General features: G+C 59.0%; 20 protein-coding genes. 17 read left to right on the top strand and 3 right to left on the bottom strand.

Annotated elements, in window-relative coordinates; translation table 11 throughout:
• Positions 1-39 precede the first annotated feature (39 nt).
• The gene (locus BN3266_RS08420) at positions 40-567 is read right to left on the bottom strand and encodes a P-loop nucleotide/nucleoside kinase family protein (protein WP_059004813.1); all 528 of its coding nucleotides are present in this window, start codon (positions 565-567) and stop codon (positions 40-42) included.
• A 189-nt stretch (positions 568-756) separates the two neighbouring features.
• Between BN3266_RS08420 and mutM the strand changes: the two genes are divergently transcribed.
• From mutM to BN3266_RS08385, 7 genes are all read left to right on the top strand, one after another.
• On the top strand, positions 757-1,599 hold the full coding sequence (gene mutM / locus BN3266_RS08415; RefSeq protein WP_059004812.1) for a bifunctional DNA-formamidopyrimidine glycosylase/DNA-(apurinic or apyrimidinic site) lyase: 843 nt from the start codon (positions 757-759) through the stop codon (positions 1,597-1,599).
• A gap of 5 nt (positions 1,600-1,604) precedes the next feature.
• Complete coding sequence (locus BN3266_RS08410) at positions 1,605-2,333, top strand: class I SAM-dependent methyltransferase (RefSeq protein WP_059004811.1); 729 nt, start codon at positions 1,605-1,607, stop codon at positions 2,331-2,333.
• Positions 2,334-2,989: 656 nt separating this feature from the next.
• Entirely contained in the window at positions 2,990-3,337 is a 348-nt protein-coding gene (locus BN3266_RS08405) for a PadR family transcriptional regulator (RefSeq protein WP_059004810.1), read from the top strand.
• Complete coding sequence (locus BN3266_RS08400) at positions 3,327-4,319, top strand: HAAS signaling domain-containing protein (RefSeq protein ID WP_059004809.1); 993 nt, start codon at positions 3,327-3,329, stop codon at positions 4,317-4,319. The genes BN3266_RS08405 and BN3266_RS08400 overlap by 11 nt, the downstream gene beginning before the upstream one ends.
• 193 nt (positions 4,320-4,512) lie before the next feature.
• A complete protein-coding gene (locus tag BN3266_RS08395; protein ID WP_059004808.1) occupies positions 4,513-5,115 on the top strand; it encodes a helix-turn-helix transcriptional regulator in 603 nt (200 codons plus the stop codon).
• A gap of 149 nt (positions 5,116-5,264) precedes the next feature.
• Positions 5,265-5,480 carry a DUF378 domain-containing protein gene (locus BN3266_RS08390; protein ID WP_021660486.1) on the top strand — a complete coding sequence of 72 codons (216 nt, stop codon included), beginning with the start codon at positions 5,265-5,267 and terminating at the stop codon, positions 5,478-5,480.
• 184 nt (positions 5,481-5,664) lie between these two features.
• Positions 5,665-6,852 (top strand): M20 metallopeptidase family protein, encoded by a 1,188-nt coding sequence (locus BN3266_RS08385; protein ID WP_242861748.1) that lies wholly within the window; start codon positions 5,665-5,667, stop codon positions 6,850-6,852.
• 124 nt (positions 6,853-6,976) lie between these two features.
• On the opposite strand, the gene BN3266_RS08380 is transcribed toward BN3266_RS08385, so the two are convergent.
• The gene (locus BN3266_RS08380; protein WP_021660483.1) at positions 6,977-8,170 is read right to left on the bottom strand and encodes an acetate/propionate family kinase; all 1,194 of its coding nucleotides are present in this window, start codon (positions 8,168-8,170) and stop codon (positions 6,977-6,979) included.
• 125 nt (positions 8,171-8,295) lie between these two features.
• Between BN3266_RS08380 and BN3266_RS08375 the strand changes: the two genes are divergently transcribed.
• On the top strand, positions 8,296-9,435 hold the full coding sequence (locus BN3266_RS08375; protein WP_059004807.1) for a tRNA(Met) cytidine acetate ligase: 1,140 nt from the start codon (positions 8,296-8,298) through the stop codon (positions 9,433-9,435).
• A 161-nt stretch (positions 9,436-9,596) separates the two neighbouring features.
• On the top strand, positions 9,597-11,132 hold the full coding sequence (gene guaA, locus BN3266_RS08370) for a glutamine-hydrolyzing GMP synthase (protein ID WP_059004806.1): 1,536 nt from the start codon (positions 9,597-9,599) through the stop codon (positions 11,130-11,132).
• A gap of 177 nt (positions 11,133-11,309) precedes the next feature.
• Here the strand turns inward: guaA and BN3266_RS08365 are convergent, their stop codons facing one another.
• Positions 11,310-11,867, bottom strand: coding sequence for a helix-turn-helix domain-containing protein (locus BN3266_RS08365; RefSeq protein ID WP_004010378.1), 558 nt, complete (start codon positions 11,865-11,867; stop codon positions 11,310-11,312).
• Between the two features lie 166 nt (positions 11,868-12,033).
• Here BN3266_RS08365 and BN3266_RS08360 point away from each other — a divergent pair, with 166 nt between their 5' ends.
• The 8 genes from BN3266_RS08360 to BN3266_RS08325 all read left to right on the top strand — a co-directional run bounded on the left by BN3266_RS08360 (position 12,034) and on the right by BN3266_RS08325 (position 20,796).
• Complete coding sequence (locus BN3266_RS08360; protein WP_004010379.1) at positions 12,034-12,222, top strand: helix-turn-helix domain-containing protein; 189 nt, start codon at positions 12,034-12,036, stop codon at positions 12,220-12,222.
• A gap of 13 nt (positions 12,223-12,235) precedes the next feature.
• Positions 12,236-13,312, top strand: coding sequence for a site-specific integrase (locus BN3266_RS08355; protein ID WP_004010380.1), 1,077 nt, complete (start codon positions 12,236-12,238; stop codon positions 13,310-13,312).
• A gap of 3 nt (positions 13,313-13,315) precedes the next feature.
• Positions 13,316-13,636 carry a plasmid mobilization protein gene (locus tag BN3266_RS08350; protein ID WP_004010381.1) on the top strand — a complete coding sequence of 107 codons (321 nt, stop codon included), beginning with the start codon at positions 13,316-13,318 and terminating at the stop codon, positions 13,634-13,636.
• 3 nt (positions 13,637-13,639) lie between these two features.
• The gene (locus BN3266_RS08345; protein ID WP_031474225.1) at positions 13,640-14,794 is read left to right on the top strand and encodes a helicase RepA family protein; all 1,155 of its coding nucleotides are present in this window, start codon (positions 13,640-13,642) and stop codon (positions 14,792-14,794) included.
• 446 nt (positions 14,795-15,240) lie between these two features.
• Positions 15,241-16,428, top strand: a complete 1,188-nt coding sequence (locus tag BN3266_RS08340) for a plasmid recombination protein (protein WP_228275371.1) — start codon at positions 15,241-15,243, stop codon at positions 16,426-16,428.
• 372 nt (positions 16,429-16,800) lie between these two features.
• Positions 16,801-18,720: a tetracycline resistance ribosomal protection protein Tet(W) gene (tet(W), locus tag BN3266_RS08335; protein WP_031474227.1), complete on the top strand. Its 1,920-nt coding sequence runs from the start codon at positions 16,801-16,803 to the stop codon at positions 18,718-18,720.
• A 50-nt stretch (positions 18,721-18,770) separates the two neighbouring features.
• Positions 18,771-19,538, top strand: a complete 768-nt coding sequence (locus tag BN3266_RS08330; RefSeq protein WP_005876002.1) for a class I SAM-dependent methyltransferase — start codon at positions 18,771-18,773, stop codon at positions 19,536-19,538.
• A gap of 565 nt (positions 19,539-20,103) precedes the next feature.
• Positions 20,104-20,796: an HNH endonuclease gene (locus tag BN3266_RS08325; RefSeq protein WP_075109720.1), complete on the top strand. Its 693-nt coding sequence runs from the start codon at positions 20,104-20,106 to the stop codon at positions 20,794-20,796.
• Positions 20,797-20,961 lie beyond the last annotated feature (165 nt).

The following is a 20,961-nucleotide window of genomic DNA, read 5'->3' as shown; positions in this document are numbered from 1 at the left end:
GAGCAGCTTGCCCGCCTGTTTTTTTGCGCCCGCTTTTTCTCACCCGACCGCGCCCCCGCTGTGCTGCAAAATGGCCTCCACCGTCTCCTCCGGGGTCTGTTCCGAGCTGTCGAGCCAGAGGCCGAGACGGGGGGTCTCCCGCAGGAAGTCGGCGCAGAGCCGCTCCACCGCAAAGCCGGTGTAGCCGGTCTTGCCCCGCCCGGCCTCCCGCCGCCGCACCACCTCTGCCCGCGGGCAGAGCACCACTGGGAAGACGGAGTATCCCCGCAGCAGCTCGATCATCTCGGGCAGCGCCCGGCCGTAGTAGTTGTCCTGCAAAACTACCGTGAAGCCGGCCTCACAGTATGTCTTGGCCGCCTGGGCGGCCAGGCGGTAGCGCAGGGCCAACTGGTCGAGGGCCCCCTGGGTGGGGGTCTCGCTCATCTCCTCCCTGCCGGCGACGATCATCCGCCGAAAAACATCCCCCCGCAGGTGCACGCCCCGCGCCATCCGCTCGGCCAGCAGCTGGGCCACGGTGGACTTGCCCGCCGCCATCACTCCGGTGATGAGATAGATCCTCCCCGCCATCGCCTGTTCCTCCCCTTTGACATGTGGGGCGGCCCGCTTGGACGCGCCCCTCCCTGGCCACCAGTATACCGCCCCGGGGCCGGTCGCCGCAACCCCTTCCCCCACCCCCAATCGACAAATGGGGACAAAGATGCTACACTGAACGGGTCAAACCGGCCCACTGCGGCCACCAGAAAAGAGGAGAGCGCCATGCCAGAACTGCCAGAAGTCGAAGCCGTCAAGCGGGTCGTCGAACCCCAGATCCGGGGCCGCCGCATCCAGCGGGTCACCGCCCACAACCCCAAAGTCATCGCCCGCCCGGGGGCGGAGGAGTTTTGCCGCCTGGTGCAGGGACAGACCTTTTCCGCCGTCGACCGGCGGGGCAAATTCCTCACCCTGCACCTGGAGAGCGGCGACCGACTCGTCCTCCACCTGAGGATGACCGGCAACCTCCTGCCCACCCCCAGCGGCCACCCCCAGGAAAAGCACACCCACCTGGTCTTCACCCTGGACGACGGCAGCGAGCTGCGCTACATCGACCTGCGCCGGTTCGGCCGCTTCTGGCTCCTGCGGGCGGGGGAGGAGGACCGCTTTACCGGCATCGACCGCCTGGGGCCGGAGCCCTTTGACCCCGCCTTTGATGCCGCCTACCTGGCCGGACAGCTGGCGCGGCGCAAAAGGGCGGTCAAGGAGTGCCTTCTCGACCAGTCCATCGTCGCCGGCATCGGCAACATCTACGCCGACGAATCCCTTTTTGCCGCCCGCATCTGCCCCACCCGCCCGGCAAACACCCTCACCCAGGAGGAGGTCGCCCGCCTGGCCCGGCAGATCCCCGCCATCCTCCGGGCCGCCATCCAGGGCAAGGAGACCTCGCCCGAGGAGTACCTGGCCAGCGGGGGGCGCAACTACCGGGGCAGCTCCTTCTTTCAGGTCTACGGCCACGGGGGGGAGCCCTGCCCTGCCTGCGGCGCACCCCTCTGCCGAACCGTCATTGGCGGGCGCAGCAGCGTCTACTGCCCCTGCTGCCAGCCCCCACTGACAAAAGAAAGGTGATTTCAGTGCTCGTCAGCAAAATCCGCACCCCCGAAGAACAGGCCGCCTATCTCGCCGAGCTGCGCAGCTGGCTGGAGGGGGAGCGGGACACCCCTGTCGAGGAGATGTCCTCCTTCTTCGCCCACCGGCTGGACCAGTACGAGGGCGTTCACCTGGCCCACTGGGCGGCCGAGTACGAGGCGCTGGCCGACTACCTGCCCGACGGCCTCTCCACCCTGCTGGACATCGGCTGCGGCACCGGGTTGGAGCTGGCCTCCCTCCTGCGCCGTTTCCCCGACCTGCGGGTCACCGGCATCGACCTCTCCGCACCCATGCTCGAAAAGCTGCGGCAGAACTATCCCTCTTCCCGGGTGGAGACCATCTGTGCCGACTACTTCAGCTATCCCTTTGAAGGGCGGCAGTACGACGCCGCCCTCTCCTTTGAGACCCTCCATCACTTCCCCTACCAGAAAAAGAGGGAGATCTACCGCAAACTCTACCGGGCCGTCCGCAGCGGCGGCTGCTATCTGGAGTGCGACTACCTGGCCTGCTGCCAGGAAGAGGAGGATCTCTGTCTGGCCGAATACCACCGCCGCCGGCAGGCAAGCGACCTGCCCGAAGGGGCGTTTGTCCACATCGACATCCCCCTCACCCTCGCACACCAGACCGAACTGCTGACTGAGGCGGGCTTCGCCCGCGTCGAGCTCCTCTACCAAAACGAGGGCACCGCCCTCCTGCGGGCGGAGAGGGAATAGACCGGCGCACCTTTCCCCGACGAGGCTGTGACCCCGCCAAAGGGGCGCCCCGCCGCACCTCCTGCCAAACGCGAAGTTCACCCATCCGACCTCTCTGCACAAGGGGGAACGGGCATCCGCCCGTTCCCCCTCTTTCTGTCGCCCCCCTTTGGGCCCCCCGACCAGAACTGCTATCTTCCCAACGGAGCAGGGATACGGGGCAGGGATTGGGACAGCCGCTCCCCCTCCTTCTAAATATCCGCGTGGGGTGCGGAGCCGGTGTCCCGCCGGCCCCTACCTCACTGCCAGAGATTTCACTCTGCACACCTGTGTGGGGGACGACCACTGTACACGCTGAGAATGGGGCTCTGGAAAAGTCCCAGTTCGCCCCACGTCCCCACGTAGGGTGAGTGGATTGAAATAAGAGAGGTCTGGCTTGCCCTACCTCAGCATCCAGGTCTCACGCCCGCGCGGGGTGAGACCAAGCAGGTGACTCCTCACTCCCGGCCGACTTTATTTTGATCCGTATACCTCGCAGGAGGATGGATAGTCAAATAAAATCGCTCTTTTTTTATTTTTTGCTTGCAATAGTATGTGATACACACTATAATGAAATTGCAAATACAGTGTATTGCTTATCACCACCTGTCTGCCAGGCATCAAAAGGGGGGATTTCAATGGGCAAAGACGATCTGTTGGGCAGCTTGGAGCAAGAACTGCGGCGGGGGACCCTTGTTCTCTGCACTCTGGGGCTGCTGCGCCGCCCCATGTACGGCTACCACCTGGTCAGCACCCTGGCGCAAAAGGGCATCCCGGTGGAGGCGGGTACCCTCTACCCGCTGCTGCGCCGGTTGGAGGGACAGGGGCTCCTGCACAGCGTGTGGGAGACCGACGGGGCCAAACCCCGCAAGTACTACTCCCTCACCCCAGAGGGGGCTGTCGTCTACCAGCAGCTGCAAGAACAGTGGAAACAGCTCTCCCACAGCGTGGAAGAGATCGAAAAGGAGGCAAAAAATGACCTTTGAAACCGTCGAGCGCTACCTCTACGCCGCAACCAAGGACCTGCCAAAAAAAAGCCGCGCCGACATCGAGCGGGAGCTGCGGGCCGACATTGCCGACATGCTGGACGCCCGCTGCCAGGGCCGAGCGGCGGAGGAGAGTGACATCCGCGCCGTTTTAGAGGGGTTCGGCCCCCCGGAGGCCCTCGCCCGCCGCTACGGCGCCCGCGAGGGGCGCGGCCTCATCAGCCCCCTCTGGTACGGCCCCTACAAGGCCGCCCTGGCCGTCTCCCTGGGCGGGTGCGCCGCCATCCACTTTGCCGTCTGGGGGATCGGCACGCTGATCAGCCTGCTAAAGGGCAGCGGCATCTCGGTCGCCCCCTCGCCCCTCTTCCTGCTGCGCTCCTTCTTCACCTGGGCCTTCCCCCTCTTCGCCGTCGTCACCCTGGTGGTTGCCCTTCTCGACCGCCTGGGGGTGCCGGGTAGGCGGGAACAGCCCGCGGACTGGATCTCCGCTCTCCCACCCATCCCCACCGAGAAGGCCCGCATCAGCCGGGGGGAATCCATCGTCGGGGTGGTGGGGGCCGCCGTCATGGTGACCGTCATGCTCAACTTTTCCGCTCTCTCCGCGGCCGCGTTTGCCGGACAGGGGCCGATACAGCTGCTGTCCCCCCAGGCAGAGGGCCGATTCGTCGCCGGGGCGATCCTCCTCTTCCTGCTGGCGGGCGTCGTCCACCTCTTCGCCCTTGTCGAGGGGCGCTACTCCGTCCGCTATGCGGCGGTCTCCACCACCCTTCACCTCTTCACCGGCGGGATCGCCTACTTTTCGCTTCGCATCCAGCCCTTTTTCAGCGGCGAGCTGATTGCCCTGGTGGAGCAAAACACCCCCGCTGGCTTCCTTCCCCTCTTTCTCCACCTCAACGACATCGTCCTGGCCTGTATCCTCTTCTCCCTGGTCCTCGACACCGCCGAGACCCTCTACCGCACCGCCCGCTACGGCTGCCGGTAGCCACTCCCCACCTCCCCGAGAGAGGGGGCGAAGCAGGTTCGCGCCTGCCCCGCCCCCTCTCTCTGCCTTTTTCCGCCGCCATCGCCTTTGCGGGGGGGCCTTTCAAGAAACAGCCCGCCGCAACCGATACTTGCCCCCCGGTTGCTGGCCCTTTGCCCCGGGGTGTGATATCCTTGGAGCGAGGTGAAAAGAGATGTCCCTTTCAGAAAACATCCGCGAGGCCCGGCTGCAGGCCGGCCTCTCGCAAGAACAGGTGGCGGAGGCCCTGGAGGTGAGCCGGCAGGCCGTCTCCCGCTGGGAGCGGGGCGCCAGCCGGCCCAGCACCGCCAACCTCGTCGCCCTGGCAGAGCTGTTTCACCGGTCGGTGGAACAGCTCACCGGCCGGTACTCCTCCTCCCTGCAGGTGGAGGAGGGGACCAAGCGCATCTGCGATCGGTGCGGCCGGCGCGCCGTCTTCTACGGCGACTCCGGGCGGGAGAGCGCCTTTTGCAGCGAGGACTGCCGGGCTGCCTACGGCCGGGAGATGGCGGGCATTCAAAAGCACCTGAAATGGTTTTGGGCGGGCATCGTCCTCTCCTGTCTCCTGATGGTGGGCGGCTCCCTTTTTCAGTCGCGCTTTCCCGTCAACTACACCGTTGGGGGCGGCATGACCCTGCTGGGGGCGACCCTCGTCCTCTTCCCCTTCTGCACCCCGCAGACCTATGCCAAGTTGGGCCTGCGCCGCGCCTCTATCCTGGGGCGGGTGCTGGGCTGTGCCGTCGAGCTATACGGCCTGTACATCCTCTTTGGGGGATGAGCAGGAAAAAAGAACAAAAAATAAAAAAAGGCCGTTTTTTCAAATTCATTTGCCGGTGCATAAATCCTCCCCTCCCACCCATACTAGAGGTGAAGCGTTTGCAAGGCGCTGTCATTTTCAATATTTCTGCGGATGGAGGTACCATTTGTATGGGAGTCGTATCCAAAATTGCCCTGGTACTGGTCATCATCGGGGCCCTCAACTGGGGGCTGGTGGGTATCTTTTCCTTCGACCTGGTGGCCTACCTGTTCGGCGGAATGGCCTCTCTGGTGAGCCGGATCATCTACACTGTGGTGGGGATCGCCGGGATCTGGTGTATCGCCCTGCTGTTCAAAGACAGCCGTGCGCTGGATGTCACCGAGTAGACACGGGCGCAAAATCCACAAAAAAGGGGCTTGGCAACTGCACAAATGCAGTGGCCGCGCCCCTTTTTTGCAGCCTCTTTTTGTGGTATGATAGCCGCAGAGCAGCTGTCGGGCCAAATCCCTGCACCCTGTGCAGATGGCCCGGCGGCTGAAAAATCGCGAAAGTGAGAAAGAGGTGTTCGCATTGGAGAATCTGTTTTTGAACCGCGCCAAGCAACTGGAGGAGGAGATCCGCTGGAACCGCAGAGCGGTGCACAGCTACGCAGAGGTGGGGCTGGACCTGCCCCAGACCACGGCTCTGGTCGCCGAAAAGCTGCGCTCTTTCGGCCTTGACCCCCAGCCCTGCGGCCCCGGCATCGTCGCCCTGGTGGGCAAACCGGCCGGCACCGGCAAGACCTTTCTGCTGCGCGCCGACATGGACGCCCTTCCCATGCGGGAAGTGACCGGCCTCCCCTTTGCCGCAGACAACGGCAACTGCCACTCCTGCGGGCACGACTGTCACACCGCCATGCTGCTGGGCGCGGCCAAGCTGCTCAAGGAACGGGAGGCGGAGCTGGATGGCACCGTCAAGCTGATGTTCCAGCCCGGTGAGGAGCAGCTGGCCGGGGCCAAGGCCATGGTGGAGGCCGGGGTGCTGGAAGGGCCCAAGGTCGACGCGGCCATGGCCATCCACCTCTCGGTGGGGCTGCCCGACTCCTACACCGGGGCCGTTCAGTACGTGCGGGGGACCGCCGCCAATTCCGGCGACATGGTGCGCATCACCGTCAAGGGCTTTGGCACCCACGGCTCCACCCCCCAGCTGGGGGTGGACGCCATCAGCGTGGCGGCCCACATCGTGGTGGCTTTGGAAGAGGTCATCGCCCGCGAGGTGTCCACCACCGAGGGCTCGGTGATGATCGTCGGCAAGATCGAGGGCGGCGACACCTGCAACACCGTCTCCGGCCACTGCGTGATGGAGGCGTCCATCCGCGCCACCACCCACGAGCGCCGCGAGTTTTTGAAAAAGCGGATCAAAGAGGTGGCCGAGGGCACGGCCAAAGTCTACCGGGCCGAAGCCGAGGTGGAGTTTGTCTACGGCATGCCCCCCCTGGTCAACGACGCCGACACCTGCGACGAACTGGCCGCCTACTGCGCCAAGGTCGTCCCCGAGAAGGACGTGCAAGCGGTCCCCCCCTCCAGCGGGACCGAGGACTTTACATACGTGGCCCAGTACGTCCCCTCCTGCTACCTCAACCTGGGGGCCGGCAGCATCGGCGAGGGGCACCAGTGCTCGATGCACAACCCCGGCATGGTGCCGGAGGAGTCGGTCCTCCCCACCGGGGCCGCCCTCTACGCCCAGTGCGCCCTGGATTGGCTGAAGGCCCACAAGTAAAGGCCGCTTCTGTCCCCACTGAAACCGGGGTCCTCCCTCTCTGGCAGAGAGGGAGGACCCCGGTTTTTGCCGACCAAAAAGGGCCCGCGCCACAAGGGGCGCGGGCTCTTGCCGTCAAATGGATCTATTTTTCGATCAGTTCCAGGGTGTCCCGGGCAATCATCAGCTCTTCGTTGGTGGGGATGACCCAGGCCTCCACCTTGGAGCCCTCGGCGCTGAACTTGGCGTCCTGGCGGGAGGCGGCCTTGTTCTTCTCCTCGTCAAAGGAGAGGCCCAGGGCCTCCATCTCGCGGCAGACCTCGGCGCGGAAGACGTCGTCGTTCTCGCCGATGCCGCCGGTGAAGATGACCGCGTCCACCCCGTTCATGGCGGCGATGTAGCTGCCGATGAACTTTTTGATCTGGTAGACCACGATCTCCAACGTCATCTTGGCCCGGTCGTTGCCGCTGTTGGCGGCCTGGCGCAGGTCGCGGCAGTCGCTGGAGACGCCGGAGAGGCCCAGGAAGCCCGACTTTTTGTTGAGCAGGTCGCTCATCTCGTCGGGGGTGAAGCCCTCTTTGTTCATCAGGTAGGTGACCACCGAAGGGTCGATGCCGCCCGAGCGGGTGCCCATGATAAAGCCGTCCAGCGGGGTGAAGCCCATGGTGGTGTCCACCACCTTGCCGTCTTTGACCGCGGCGATGGAGCTGCCGTTGCCCAGGTGGCAGGTGATGATCTTGGTGCCCTCGAGGCCGCCCTTGATCTTGCCGTAGCGGGCGGTCACATAGCGGTGGCTGGTGCCGTGGAAGCCGTAGCGGCGGATGGAATACTTCTCGTAGTACTCGTAGGGGATGCCGAACATGTAGGCCTTGCGGGGCATGCTCTGGTGGAAGGAGGTGTCAAACACCGCCACCATCGGCATCTCCTTGCCAAAGACCTCCTGGCAGGCGCGCATGGCGATGGCCTGAGGGGGGTTGTGCAGGGGGCCCAGCTCTTTGAAGGAGAGGATGTCGTCGATGACCTGGTCGGTCACCACGGTGGAGACCTTGTACTTCTCGCTGCCGTGCAGCACCCGGTGGCCGACGGCGGAGATCTCCTGCACGTTGTCGATGACCTTGCCCTCGCCGGAAGTCAGCATCTCGACCACGGCCATGAAGGCCTCTTTGTGGGTCGGGAAGGGCATGTTCTTCTCGATTTTTTTATCCCCAGCGCTGTGGGTGATGAGACCGTCTACGCCGATGCGCTCGCAGTTGCCCTTTGCCAGAACGCTCTCGTCCTGCATGTCGATGAGCTGGTACTTCAGCGACGAACTGCCGGCGTTGATGACCAATATTTTCATGAAAAAAGTTCCCCCTCAATTGATTTTTCGCCTGTCCTCGTTTGTTGACGAACACACTTGCGTACTATATAGTAGTATAAAATGGGAAAAAGTGCAAGGGGAAAAGCCGGAAGGAGGGCGTATTTGTGCGGATTTTCGGGGTCGTCTGCGAGTGCAACCCCCTCCACACCGGGCACATCTGGCTGCTGTCGCAGGCCAGGGCCCGCGGGGCGGAGGCGGTGGTCTGCGCCATGAGCGGCAACTTTGTCCAGCGGGGGGAGCCGGCCCTCCTCCCCTGGTGGGTGCGGGCGAGGGCCCTGCTGGAAAACGGGGCCGACTTGGTGGTGCAGATCCCCACCGCCCACTGCCTCTCCTCGGCCCAATTTTACGCCCAGGGCGGGGTCTCCCTGCTGGCCGCGCTGGGGGTGGGCACCCTCTTTTTCGGCAGCGAGAGCGGCGACCGGGCCGGGTTGGAGGCAACTGCCGAGCTGGTGGAGAGCGAGGCCTTTGTCCAATTGGCCAAAGCGCTGCAGCGGGGGAACCTGGGGTACCCCGCCGCCCGGGCCGAAGCCTGCCGCCGCCTGGGGGGAGAGGCGGCGCTCCTCTCCTCCCCCAACGACACCCTGGCGCTGGAATACCTGCTGGCCATCCGCCGCGCCGGGGCGGGGATGGATATCCTCCCCATCCGGCGCATCGGCGCGGGCCACCACGACAGCCGCCTGGGGGGGCAGACCGCCAGCGCCAGCGCCCTGCGCGCCCTGCTGCGCGCCGAAAAGGGCGAGGAGGCGGCCCCCTATCTGCCGAAGGGGCTGCCGGAGCCGCACCCCCTGGCAGACAGCCGTTGGCTGGGGCGGACGGCTGTGCTGGCGGTGCAGTTGGCCCCCCTCGAGCGGCTGGCAGCCCTCCCCTTCTGCGACGAGGGGCTGGCTCGCCGGCTGCAGGCCTGTGCCGACGGCGCCGCCGATTTGGAGGAGCTGGCCGCCCGCTGCGCCAGCCGCCAGCACACCCGCGCCCGGGTGCGGAGAGCCGTCTGGTGCCTGCTGCTGGACATCCGCCGGGAAGATGTCCTCGCCCCGCCCGACTGCCTGCGCATCCTGGGGGCCACCGAGACCGGCCTCGCCCTGCTGCGGGGGCCCCAGCGGCTGCCGGTCTGCCACAGCCTGGCCCGGGCGGAGGGCACCTCCTTCGGCCGGGTGGAGGACCGCGCCGACACCGTCTATGCAAACTGCTTTGAGAAACCGTTGCCGCAGGGGGAAAGCTATCGGCAAAAGTTTACAAAGATATGAGAAGCGATTGCTTTTTCGACAGCCCCATGGCACAATAGATGGAGTGAGAGACAGCCTGTCCGGCAGCGCGCCGGGCAGGCGGACGGTCCGACGCGCCGGTGGCGCCGGTTGGGCCGCCTTTTGTACGCCTTGACATCAAAACAGACAGCGGGGGTATCAATTTGAAACATCAGCTCATCTATGTCATTGACTTTGGCGGCCAGTACAACCAGCTGATTGCCCGCCGGGTGCGGGACCTGGGGGTCTACTGCGAAGTGCTGCCCCACACCGCGCCGGTGGAGCAGATCCGGGCCGGGAACCCGTCCGGCATCATCTTTACCGGCGGGCCCAACAGCGCCTACCTGCCCGACTCGCCCCAGTGCGACCCGGCCCTCTACCAGCTGGGGGTGCCGATCCTCGGCATCTGCTACGGCGCCCAGATGATGGCCCACATGTTCGGCGGCAAGGTCGAGGCGGCCCCGGTGGGCGAGTTCGGCAAGACCGTCTGCAAGGTGGTGGGGGAGACCCCGTTTTTTGCGGGCATCCAGCAGGAGAGCGTGGTCTGGATGAGCCATGTGGACTACATCTCCCAGCCGCCCGCCGGCTTCTCCGTCACCGCCGTCACCGACAACTGCCCGGTGGCCGCCATGGAGTGCCCCGAGAAAAAGCTCTACGCGGTGCAGTTTCACCTGGAGGTCAACCACACCCAGCAGGGGAACGGGATGCTGCACAACTTCCTCTTTGACATCTGCGGCTGTGTGGGCGACTGGAACATGGAGAATTATCTGGACAGCGAAATCGCCCGGCTGAAAGAGCGCATCGGCGGCAAAAAGGTGCTGCTGGCCCTCTCCGGCGGGGTGGACTCCTCGGTCTGTGCGGCCCTGCTCTCCCGCGCCATCGGCAAGCAGCTCACCTGCATCTTTGTGGACCACGGCCTGATGCGCTACAAAGAGGGCGACGCCATCGAGGAGACCTTCGGCAAGATGGATGTCAACTTCAAGCGGGTCAACGCCCAGGCGCGCTTTTTCGGAAAACTGGCCGGGGTGACCGAGCCCGAGGCCAAGCGCAAGGCCATCGGCGAGGAGTTCATCCGCGTCTTCGAGGAAGAGGCCAAGACGATCGGCAAGGTGGACTTCCTGGCTCAGGGCACCATCTACCCCGACGTGGTGGAGTCCGGCCTGGGCGGCGAGAGCGCCGTCATCAAGAGCCACCACAACGTGGGCGGCCTGCCCGAGCATGTGGACTTCGAGGACATCGTCGAGCCGCTGAACATGCTCTTTAAGGACGAGGTCCGCCGCCTGGGCATCCTGTTGGGTCTGCCTAAGGAGATGGTTTGGCGCCAGCCCTTCCCCGGCCCTGGCCTGGGCATCCGCGTCATGGGCGAGGTGACCCCCGAAAAGGTCGACTTGCTGCAAAAGGCCGACTTCATCTTCCGCGAGGAGCTGGACAAGGCCGGCGAGTCCGGCAGTTTGAGCCAGTACTTCGCCGTGCTGACCGAGCAGCGGACGGTGGGGGTCGTGGGCGATTTCCGCACCTACGGCTACACCCTGGCGCTGCGGGCGGTCACCACCGACGACTTCATGACCGCCGACTTTGCCCGCATCCCCTATGACGTGCTGGAGAAGATATCCACCCGCATCATCGGCGAGCTGCCGGGCATCGGCCGCATCGTCTACGACGTGACCACCAAGCCCCCGGCTACTATTGAGTGGGAATGACGCTCGAAACGGCGAAAACCCGCATGAATACAGGCTTTTTTGCCCGTCCATACTGCTCTTGATACTGGATTGATACTATTTGTGTCCGCCCGGTATTCTCAAGAGAAAAATCCCAAAAGGACAAGCAAAACCGCCCTGCTGAACGACAAATTCAGCAGGGCGGTTTTTTTGCTTGTCTTATTTATTTTTCCGCCAAGGGATATAATATTCGCTTTCCAGGCCATCGTCGCAGGTATGGGGCCAGTTGAGTTTCCATTCAAAATACTCTTCCCTGGTGATCTCCCCGGCGTGTAACTCCTGCTGACGAAAAAGCCATTCCCGCATGAACTCGTCCACAAGGCCATACTGGAAGTACATACCCACGGGAGGGTGTGCGGGCCAGTCATCGCTATCATTGTACCGTACAGCGGTATCATCAGCGGCCCCTGCTCTGCCCGGATTGCGGACAAGTTGGAACAGGCGGATAGCGCCAGGGCTGTCCTCGTCCAGCCAGAAGAATGTCCGCATGAAGTCCTCGGCAGAGCCGGGGGCGATGGTGTAGAAGTTCTGGCGGTCTACCCGCAGCGCCTCGGCCATCTTGTCCAGCAGTTCCCGTTTCGGAACACGGTAATTCGTCTCATACTGGGCGATCCGGTTGTCCGCTCCCTTTTCCTCAAAGCCGATAGCAAGCCCCAATTCCTTTTGTGTCATGCCTCGAAAGGTGCGGATTTTCTTTATCTTGTCTCCGACTGTCATAATATCCCACCGCCTTTGCCAATAGTATAGCGCAAAAAAGCGAAAGATGCAAGATAATCTTTAACAAAAATGCGAAATAAATTCTTGACATTAACACTTATGTTAATGTATAATGAAGATGGTGACATTAACATATTTGCGAAACTAAAATAAGGAGGTGCTGACCATGGAAAAGGAGCTGTTTGTGAGAGCAGAGGAGGTCGCCAGGGAGCTGGGCATTTCCAAGCCCTACGCCTACAAGCTGGTGCGGGAGATGAACGAGGAGCTGAAGAAAAAAGGCTTTCTCACCATTCCCGGACGGGTAAGCAGGCGCTACTTCGAGGAAAAATTCTATGGGCTGCGGGACAGACAATAAGGAGGGAACCACAATGCCGGCATACAAAGACAAGGCAAAGGGCACATGGTATGCGTCCTTTTACTACGAGGACTGGACGGGCAAGAAAGTAAAGAAAATGAAACGGGGCTTTCCCACCAAGCGGGAGGCTCTGGAGTGGGAGCGGACATTCCTGCAACAACAGACCGCCGACCTGGAAATGACCTTTGAAAACTTCGTGGCTGTCTATGTGGCGGACATGAAAGGCCGTATCAAGGAAAACACCTGGGGGACGAAAGAGCATATCCTCTACAAGAAGTTGGTGCCGTACTTCGGCAAGCGGAAGATGTGCGACATTCACTCCAAGGAGGTCATCGCCTGGCAGAATGAAATGCTGGGTTACCGGGACAAGAACGGCAAGCCCTACTCTCCGGTGTACTTAAAAACGCTGCACAATCAGTTGAGCGCCGTGTTCAACCATGCGGTACGGCACTACAATCTAAAGGTCAATCCCGCTGCCCAGGCGGGCAATATGGGAAAGCCAAAGGGACGGGAAATGCTGTTCTGGACAAAGGCGGAGTATCTGAAATTCGCCGAGGCCATGATGGACAAGCCCCTTTCCTATTACGCCTTTGAAATGCTCTACTGGTGCGGCGTCCGGGAGGGGGAGCTGCTGGCCCTCACTCCTGGCGACTTCGACTTTGAGAAACAGACCGTCACCATCTCCAAGTCCTACCAGCGGATTAAGGGCAAGGATGTGATTACCGACCCCAAGACCCCTAAGAGCAACCGGGTCATTCAAATGCCCGCTTTCCTCTGTGAAGAAATGCGAGACTATATCAAGAGCCTGTATGGGGTGAAGCCCACCGACCGCATTTTCACGGTGACAAAATCCTACCTCCACCGGGAGATGGACAGGGGTGCGAAAGAGGCCGGGGTAAAGCGGATCAGAATACACGACCTGAGGCACTCCCACATTTCGCTGCTCATTGACATGGGCTTTACGGCCCTGGCAATCGCTGACCGGGTGGGACATGAAAGCATTGATATTACCTACCGCTACGCCCACCTGTTCCCCACCCGGCAGGCGGAGATGGCGGACAAACTGGACATGGAGCGAAAGGGGGCCTAAATCATGTCAGTGAAAAATCTTGACCGACACAACCGCTGGAGAAACAAAACTGTGGCTTTCCGGGTGTCCCCGGATGAGGACAGGGAAATTGAAACCGCTGTGCGGCTCTCCGGCCTTACCAAACAGGACTACATCACCCGACGGCTGCTGTGCCGGGATGTGGTGGTACAGGGCAACCCCAGGGTGTATAAGGCCCTGCGGAACGAGCTGGCCGCCGTTCTGGAAGAACTGGAGCGTATCGAGGCCGGGAATGGCGTGGATGGGGAGTTGCTGGACACCATCCGGCTGATCGCCGCCATCATGGACGGCATGAGGGAGGATTGATAGATGGATAGATTGCAAGAGAAAACGACTGCCCCATATCCGCCTGTTGGCGCAGACGGGGGACAGTCGCTCTCACAAAAACCTAACCAAAGTATAGCAGAGGGCGTGACAGAACACAAGCCCCCGGAAAGAGATTTGGAGGAAATCCTGCGGCAGATAAGCCGGGTCAATGACCCGGCCTATCTGCCTACCGTGTCTATGAATGACCTCTACGAACAGGTGTACCCCGGCAGACCTCCTGTGGTAGACGGTCTGCTCTATGCGGGGACATATCTCTTTGTGGGCGCTCCCAAGGTGGGCAAGTCCTTTCTCATGGCCCAGCTTGCCTATCATGTGAGTATGGGCCTTTCCCTGTGGGGGTATGAGGTGCGCCAGGGGACAGTCCTCTATCTGGCCCTGGAGGACAACCACCGTCGCTTACAGGAGCGGTTGTACCGGATGTTTGGAGTAGAGAGTACCGGAAACCTGTTCTTTGCCATCGGAGCTAAGCAGCTCGGCGGTGGCCTGGAGGAGCAGCTAAAGGGCTTTGTCCGGGAACACACGGACACCCGGCTTATTATCATCGACACCCTGCAAAAAATCCGGGAGGCCGGGGCAGAGAAGTACAGCTATGCCAACGACTATGAGGTAATCACCAAACTGAAACGGTTTGCCGATATAAGCGGGGTTTGCCTCCTGGTTGTACATCACACCCGCAAGCAGCAGGCCGATGATAAGTTTGATATGATCTCCGGCACCAACGGCTTATTGGGTGCGGCAGACGGGGCCTTTCTGCTCCAAAAGGAGCGGCGGGCAGACAACGCCGCCACCCTGGACATTTCTGGGCGGGATCAGCAAGACCAGCGCCTCTACCTCAAGCGGGACGAGGAACGGCTTGTGTGGGAGCTGGAGCGGCGGGAAACGGAGCTGCGGCAGGAGCCGCCTGACCCGGTGTTGGAGGCTGTTGCCGCCCTGGTAACGGCGGAACGGCCAGAGTGGAGAGGGACGGCCACGGAACTTGTCGCCGCCCTGGGGCTGGATATGAAACCCAATGCCCTGGCTATGCGGCTGAATGTCCGGGCGTGGCGGCTGTCCTATGAGTACCACATCCACTATGAAAGCGCCCGAACCCATGCCGGGCGGAGTATCAAGCTCACGTTGGAGGAACCCCAGGCGTGACGACCGTGACAGCTGTGACAGCTTTTCGGAGTGCGGAGGCGGTGTGTAAAACATCGTCACGGTCGTCACGGCTGTCACGGGGAGCGGGGGCGAAAGTCAAGGGGGGCATACCTGCGGGTGGAGATTGCCGCAAGTCAATACAACCCGTACCCCTTGACTTTCGGCCCACGGAAAACACTTGCCGGGCGGTGGAAAGGCCCCTGGCCTTTCCACCCTGCCCAACGGCGAGTGACAAAGTTTAGGCGGGGTGCAGGGTGCCCTTTTCAAAGGGCGGCCCTGCTGGGGGAGGCAACCGCAGTTGCCGGGGGCAAAGCCCCCACACCACCCCGTAGGGCGCAAATGCGCTTTTGATGGCCGTCAGGCTGTCAAAAGTGCTTTTGCGTTACTTTCGCAGAAAGTAACAAAGGCTCGCCGCTTGCGCGGCGGAAAAGGGAGGAGGGATTGATTTGAAAAGGACAATCAGCGCCATGGTGGGCCAAGGATCGGTGAACCATAACAGTAGAAAATTCCACGCCAAGAACACTGACCCGGAACGCTCCCACTTGAATATAACCTACTGCCAGGAGAATATCAAGGCGGTGTACCATGAACTCTTTGACGAGGCTCTGGAACGGTACAACGCTAAACAAACCAGGGCCGACAGAAGGATAGAGGATTACTATGAGAAGATCCGCTCCGGCAAGCAGGAAAAGCCGTTCCATGAAATCATCCTGCAAGTGGGCAATCGAGATGATATGAGCGCCGACAGCGAGGAGGGACAGCTTGCGGCAGCGGTTTTGGACGAGTACATGAAGGGCTTTCAAGAGCGCAACCCCCAACTCCGGGTGTTCTCTGCCCACCTCCACATGGACGAGGCTACGCCCCATCTGCACATTGACTTTGTACCATTCACCACCGGGAGCAAGCGAGGGCTGGACACGAGGGTATCTTTGAAACAGGCGTTAGCGGCCCAGGGTTTCCAGGGCGGCACCAGAGGGGACACAGAGTGGAGCCAGTGGGTGCGCTCGGAAAAGGAGCAGCTTTCCCTGGTCATGGAGCGCCACGGGATTGAGTGGGAGGACAAAGGCACCCACGACAAGCACTTGTCTGTGCTGGACTACAAGAAAGAGCAGCGGGCAAAGGAGATCGCCGTTCTGGAGACGGTCAAGGCGGAGAAAGAAAACCAGGTGGAGAGCCAGGAACGGCGGCTCAAAGAACTTGCCCCGGCGGTGAAAAATATGGAGCGGTTGGCAGCGGATTTCTCCGCCAATCCGGAGGAGATTTTGCCGGAGCCGGGAACGCTGGAAACAGGCCGGGCCTACCGAGAGAAAAAGGCAAAGCCCCTGCTGGCCCAAATCGTCAAGGTGCTGCGCTCCCTGTATCTGGCCTATGTGGAGCTGCGGGGGAAATTTGAGCGTCTGCAAGGGGACTATGGCCGGGTGAGGGAGAGCAACATCCGCCTGTCTGATCGATTGCAGGAGGTCAAGTTGGAAAACAAGGCCATGCGGCAAGTCTCCGCTGACTATGAGCGGGTCAAAAGGGCCTTTGGCCCAGAACAAGTGGACAGAATATTAGAGGCAGCTTACCAGCAGGAACATGCCGAAAAGGAACGGAAACGGGCCGCAAAGTCAAAAATTCGGATAGACGCACGATAATCACCAAAACCGGAGGGTATTCCAGTGAATACCCTCCGATTTTATTTGTGGAATCGGTAAAATGATTTCTTGTTTTTTAGAGCGTACTATGATATACTGCTATTATCCTGATTTGAGGAGTCTATCAAATATGCGGCAAGGTATTCTTAAATAAAATTTGATAATGGGCGCAAAAATGATTGCCCCTTGCAGGGGCTTGGTTTTTGTACCCAATTTTAAGAATACTTTTGCCTTTTTAGTAAATATCGTGACGGACCGCGGCTTATGTAAGTCGTGTATGTTTCTGTGTGTCCGAAGTCATGATCCCCAGCGGTAAAAGTATTAGCCGCTGGGGATTTTTGCGCCCATTCGGGCCTTGTATGGAGGATAGACATGAACATTATCAATATCGGGATTCTTGCCCATGTAGACGCTGGAAAGACGACCTTGACGGAGAGTCTGCTATATGCCAGTGGAGCCATTTCAGAACCAGGGAGCGTCGAAAAAGGGACAACGAGGACGGACACCTTGTTTTTGGAGCGGCAGCGTGGGATTACCATTCAAGCGGCAGTCACTTCCTTCCAGTGGCACAGATGTAAAGTTAACATTGTGGATACGCCCGGCCACATGGATTTTTTGGCGGAGGTGTACCGCTCTTTGGCTGTTTTAGATGGGGCCATCTTGGTGATCTCCGCGAAAGATGGCGTGCAGGCCCAGACCCGTATTCTGTTCCATGCCCTGCGGAAAATGAACATTCCCACCGTTATCTTTATCAACAAGATCGACCAGGCTGGCGTTGATTTGCAGAGCGTGGTTCAGTCTGTTCGGGATAAGCTCTCCGCCGATATTATCATCAAGCAGACGGTGTCGCTGTCCCCGGAAATAGTCCTGGAGGAAAATACCGACATAGAAGCATGGGATGCGGTCATCGAAAATAACGATGCATTATTGGAAAAGTATATCGCAGGAGAACCAATCAGCCAGGAAAAACTTGCGCGGGAGGAACAGCGGCGGGTTCAAGAAGCCTCCCTGTTTCCGGTCTATCATGGCAGCGCCAAAAAGGGCCTTGGCATTCAACCGTTGATGGATGCGGTGACAGGACTGTTCCAACCGATTGGGGAACAGGGGAGCGCCACCCTATGCGGCAGCGTTTTCAAGGTTGAGTACACCGATTGCGGCCAGCGGCGTGTCTATCTGCGGCTATACAGCGGAACGCTGCGCCTGCGGGATACGGTGGCCCTGGCCGGGAGAGAAAAGCTGAAAATCACAGAGATGCGTATTCCATCCAAAGGGGAAATTGTTCGGACAGACACCGCTTATCCGGGCGAAATTGTTATCCTTCCCAGCGACAGCGTGAGGTTAAACGATGTATTAGGGGATCAAACCCGGCTCCCTCGTAAAAGGTGGCGCGAGGCCCCCCTCCCCATGCTGCGGACGACGATTGCGCCGAAAACGGCAGCGCAAAGAGAACGGCTGCTGGACGCTCTTACGCAACTTGCGGATACTGACCCGCTTTTGCGCTGCGAAGTGGATTCCATCACCCATGAGATCATTCTTTCTTTTTTGGGCCGGGTGCAGTTGGAGGTCGTTTCCGCTTTGCTGTCGGAAAAATACAAGATTGAAACAGTGGTAAAGGAACCCACCGTCATTTATATGGAGCGGCCGCTCAAAGCAGCCAGCCACACCATCCATATCGAGGTGCCGCCCAACCCGTTTTGGGCATCTATCGGACTGTCTGTTACACCACTCCCGCTTGGCTCCGGCGTACAATACGAGAGCCGGGTTTCGCTGGGATACTTGAACCAGAGTTTTCAAAACGCTGTCAGGGATGGTATCCGTTACGGGCTGGAGCAGGGCTTGTTCGGCTGGAACGTAACGGACTGTAAGATTTGCTTTGAATACGGGCTTTATTACAGTCCAGTCAGCACGCCGGCGGACTTCCGCTCATTGGCCCCGATTGTATTGGAACAGGCATTGAAGGAATCGGGGACGCAGCTGCTGGAACCTTATCTCTCCTTCACCCTCTATGCGCCCCAGGAATACCTTTCCAGGGCTTATCATGATGCACCGAAATACTGTGCCACCATCGAAACGGCCCAGGTAAAAAAGGATGAAGTTGTCTTTACTGGCGAGATTCCCGCCCGCTGTATACAGGCATACCGTACTGATCTGGCCTTTTACACCAACGGGCAGAGCGTATGCCTTACAGAGCTAAAAGGGTATCAGGCCGCTGTCGGCCAGCCGGTCATCCAGCCCCGCCGTCCAAACAACCGCCTGGACAAGGTGCGCCATATGTTTCAGAAGGTAATGTAAAGATACATAATCGTCAAGACGGCAACAATCAGAAGTTATGGAGGGTAACAATGGAATATCGTAAGGAAGATTTAATGGAAGCAAAAAAGCAAATTTTGGGAGTGGGAGAGAACATGGGAACAGAGGAAAGTAAAAAAATCTGGGAGGAGAACGCACAATTTTGGGATAATGCAATGGGTGACGAATCTAATGAATTTCACAGAGAGGTAGTGCGCCCCAAAGTAACGGAACTTCTATCTCCTAATCCTGCGGATTACATTTTGGATATTGCGTGTGGCAATGGAAATTATTCTTCGTATCTTGCACAAAGAGGTGCTTCGGTTGTCGCTTTTGATTACAGCAAAAAAATGATAGAATTGGCTAAAAGACGGCAATCACAATATGCAAAACAAATTGAATTTTGTGTGGCGGATGCGACCGATAGAAAAAGTATATTAGAATTAAAAAGAAATCGAGCCTTTACGAAAGCAGTTTCTAATATGGCAATTATGGATATTACGGACATTGAACCACTTCTTATGGCTGTTTATGAACTGTTGCAGGAAAGCGGAATTTTTGTCTTTGCAACGCAACACCCTTGTTTTGTCACGTTGACTGAAAAATATATGACACCGCACAGTTACTATGATATAGCGATTGAAGGGCAACCGAAAGAGCAGATTTATTATCATCGTTCCATACAAGATATTTTTAACCTTTGTTTTAGAGCTGGATTTGTCATTGATGGATTTTATGAAGAATGTTTCAAAACCAACAAAGAAATTCCTATGGTAATGATAGTAAGGCTTAAGAAGGTAAAACGTGATAGCTTAAAATAAATTCAAGTTTGTCGGGTAAATAGCAAACCCAGCCGAGCCAGTCAACGATAAAATGAACGCCGCTTCGCGCCGTCGTTGACAGCCCCGCCCGTCTTTGCTGGTAGGCAATCAAGGGGCGACAGCAAGGAGTACTGCCGCCCCGCACTATTATTCAGAGAGGGGGAATTTCCATGACAGACCAGAAAGCCTATCAAGAATATATCCAGCGCAGGTACAACGCCTCTTGCAAGGCTGTTATCCGCTGTGCCTGACAGCGTCCGTCCGTGCCGGAATTATGTAGAGCTCCACATAATTCTGTTGTATTTCCCAGCCTTTTGTGATACTATTTTGATACTAATAAACTTTACAGCCGAAAATAGCAGGTGGAATATTAACATATTTGCGAAAGTTTTTCCTGCGAAATCACCTCAAATACACCCTACTATATCTGAATTTGCCGAGTGGGAATAGCTATCTCAAGTAAAGTAAGTGTTTGATGACAGGCGCGCCTAGGCTCGTCTGTCATTTTTGCAAGCGGGTCGTTTTGTCTCCCAGAGAGATGCCCGTGAGAAAAGGGAGGTAGCCCATGCCCTTTAGTGAGCAAACCAAGTTGACCGCCAAGAGGAAAAGCAATTTTAGATGTGTGGTTTGTGGGGAGCCGTTTGTGGAGGTTCACCACATTAAGCCACAACACGAAGGCGGCGATGACACGCTGGACAACGCCGTTCCGCTGTGCGCAAGATGTCACGACCTATTTGGTGAAAATCCCGCCAAGAGAAAGCAGATCAGGGAGATGAGGGACCACTATTACCAACAAGTCGAATCAATGACAGCCAGCGGCATTCTTGACAGAGGGCTCAGCGATAGCGCTTACACAGCACTGGAGAGTAAAAAAGTGGCTATCTACCACGTCGTATACGAAGATGAGGACTTCGATACGTCGGCGTGCATTCTAATGGAACTGGCAGCTGAGGCGCAGAGGGCTCATCCCGGGAAAAAGCGCGTTTTATATCTCGACATCGACGGGCATCGCAATCCAGCTGGAGGCTTTGACAGGGATATGCTGGAACTCCAAAAAGAGTTTCTCATTTTTCTGATGCAGTACATAAGTGAAGCCCACACTCCCCTAATCCACCTGAAAAATTCCAGGCCACAAAACGACGATCTCCCGGACCACCTTTTTGTTCAGGACGGCGATCGCGGCACCATCCGCTTCCTGGGGGACGATGCAAAAACACTCATCACCATGGCCAAACAGGAAGAAAAGCCCGTTGAATGACGCTTTCTGACAGGATGTAAAAAACCAGTGGACCCTGTGCCTCCTTCGCACATTGGACATCCTCCCTTTTCGCCCGTCTTCCCTCTCTCTTGTGGTCTCCCAAAACCGCCCCCTGGAGCAGTGCTCCAGAGGGCATTTTTGCCGCTTGACCCCTACTGAAAGGCA

Source organism: Bittarella massiliensis (ex Durand et al. 2017) (genome assembly GCF_001486165.1).
GTDB classification, from domain to species: Bacteria; Bacillota; Clostridia; order Oscillospirales; family Ruminococcaceae; genus Bittarella; species Bittarella massiliensis.
Note: the sequence above shows the minus strand (reverse complement) of the source record. Positions and strands in the feature narration are given on the sequence as shown.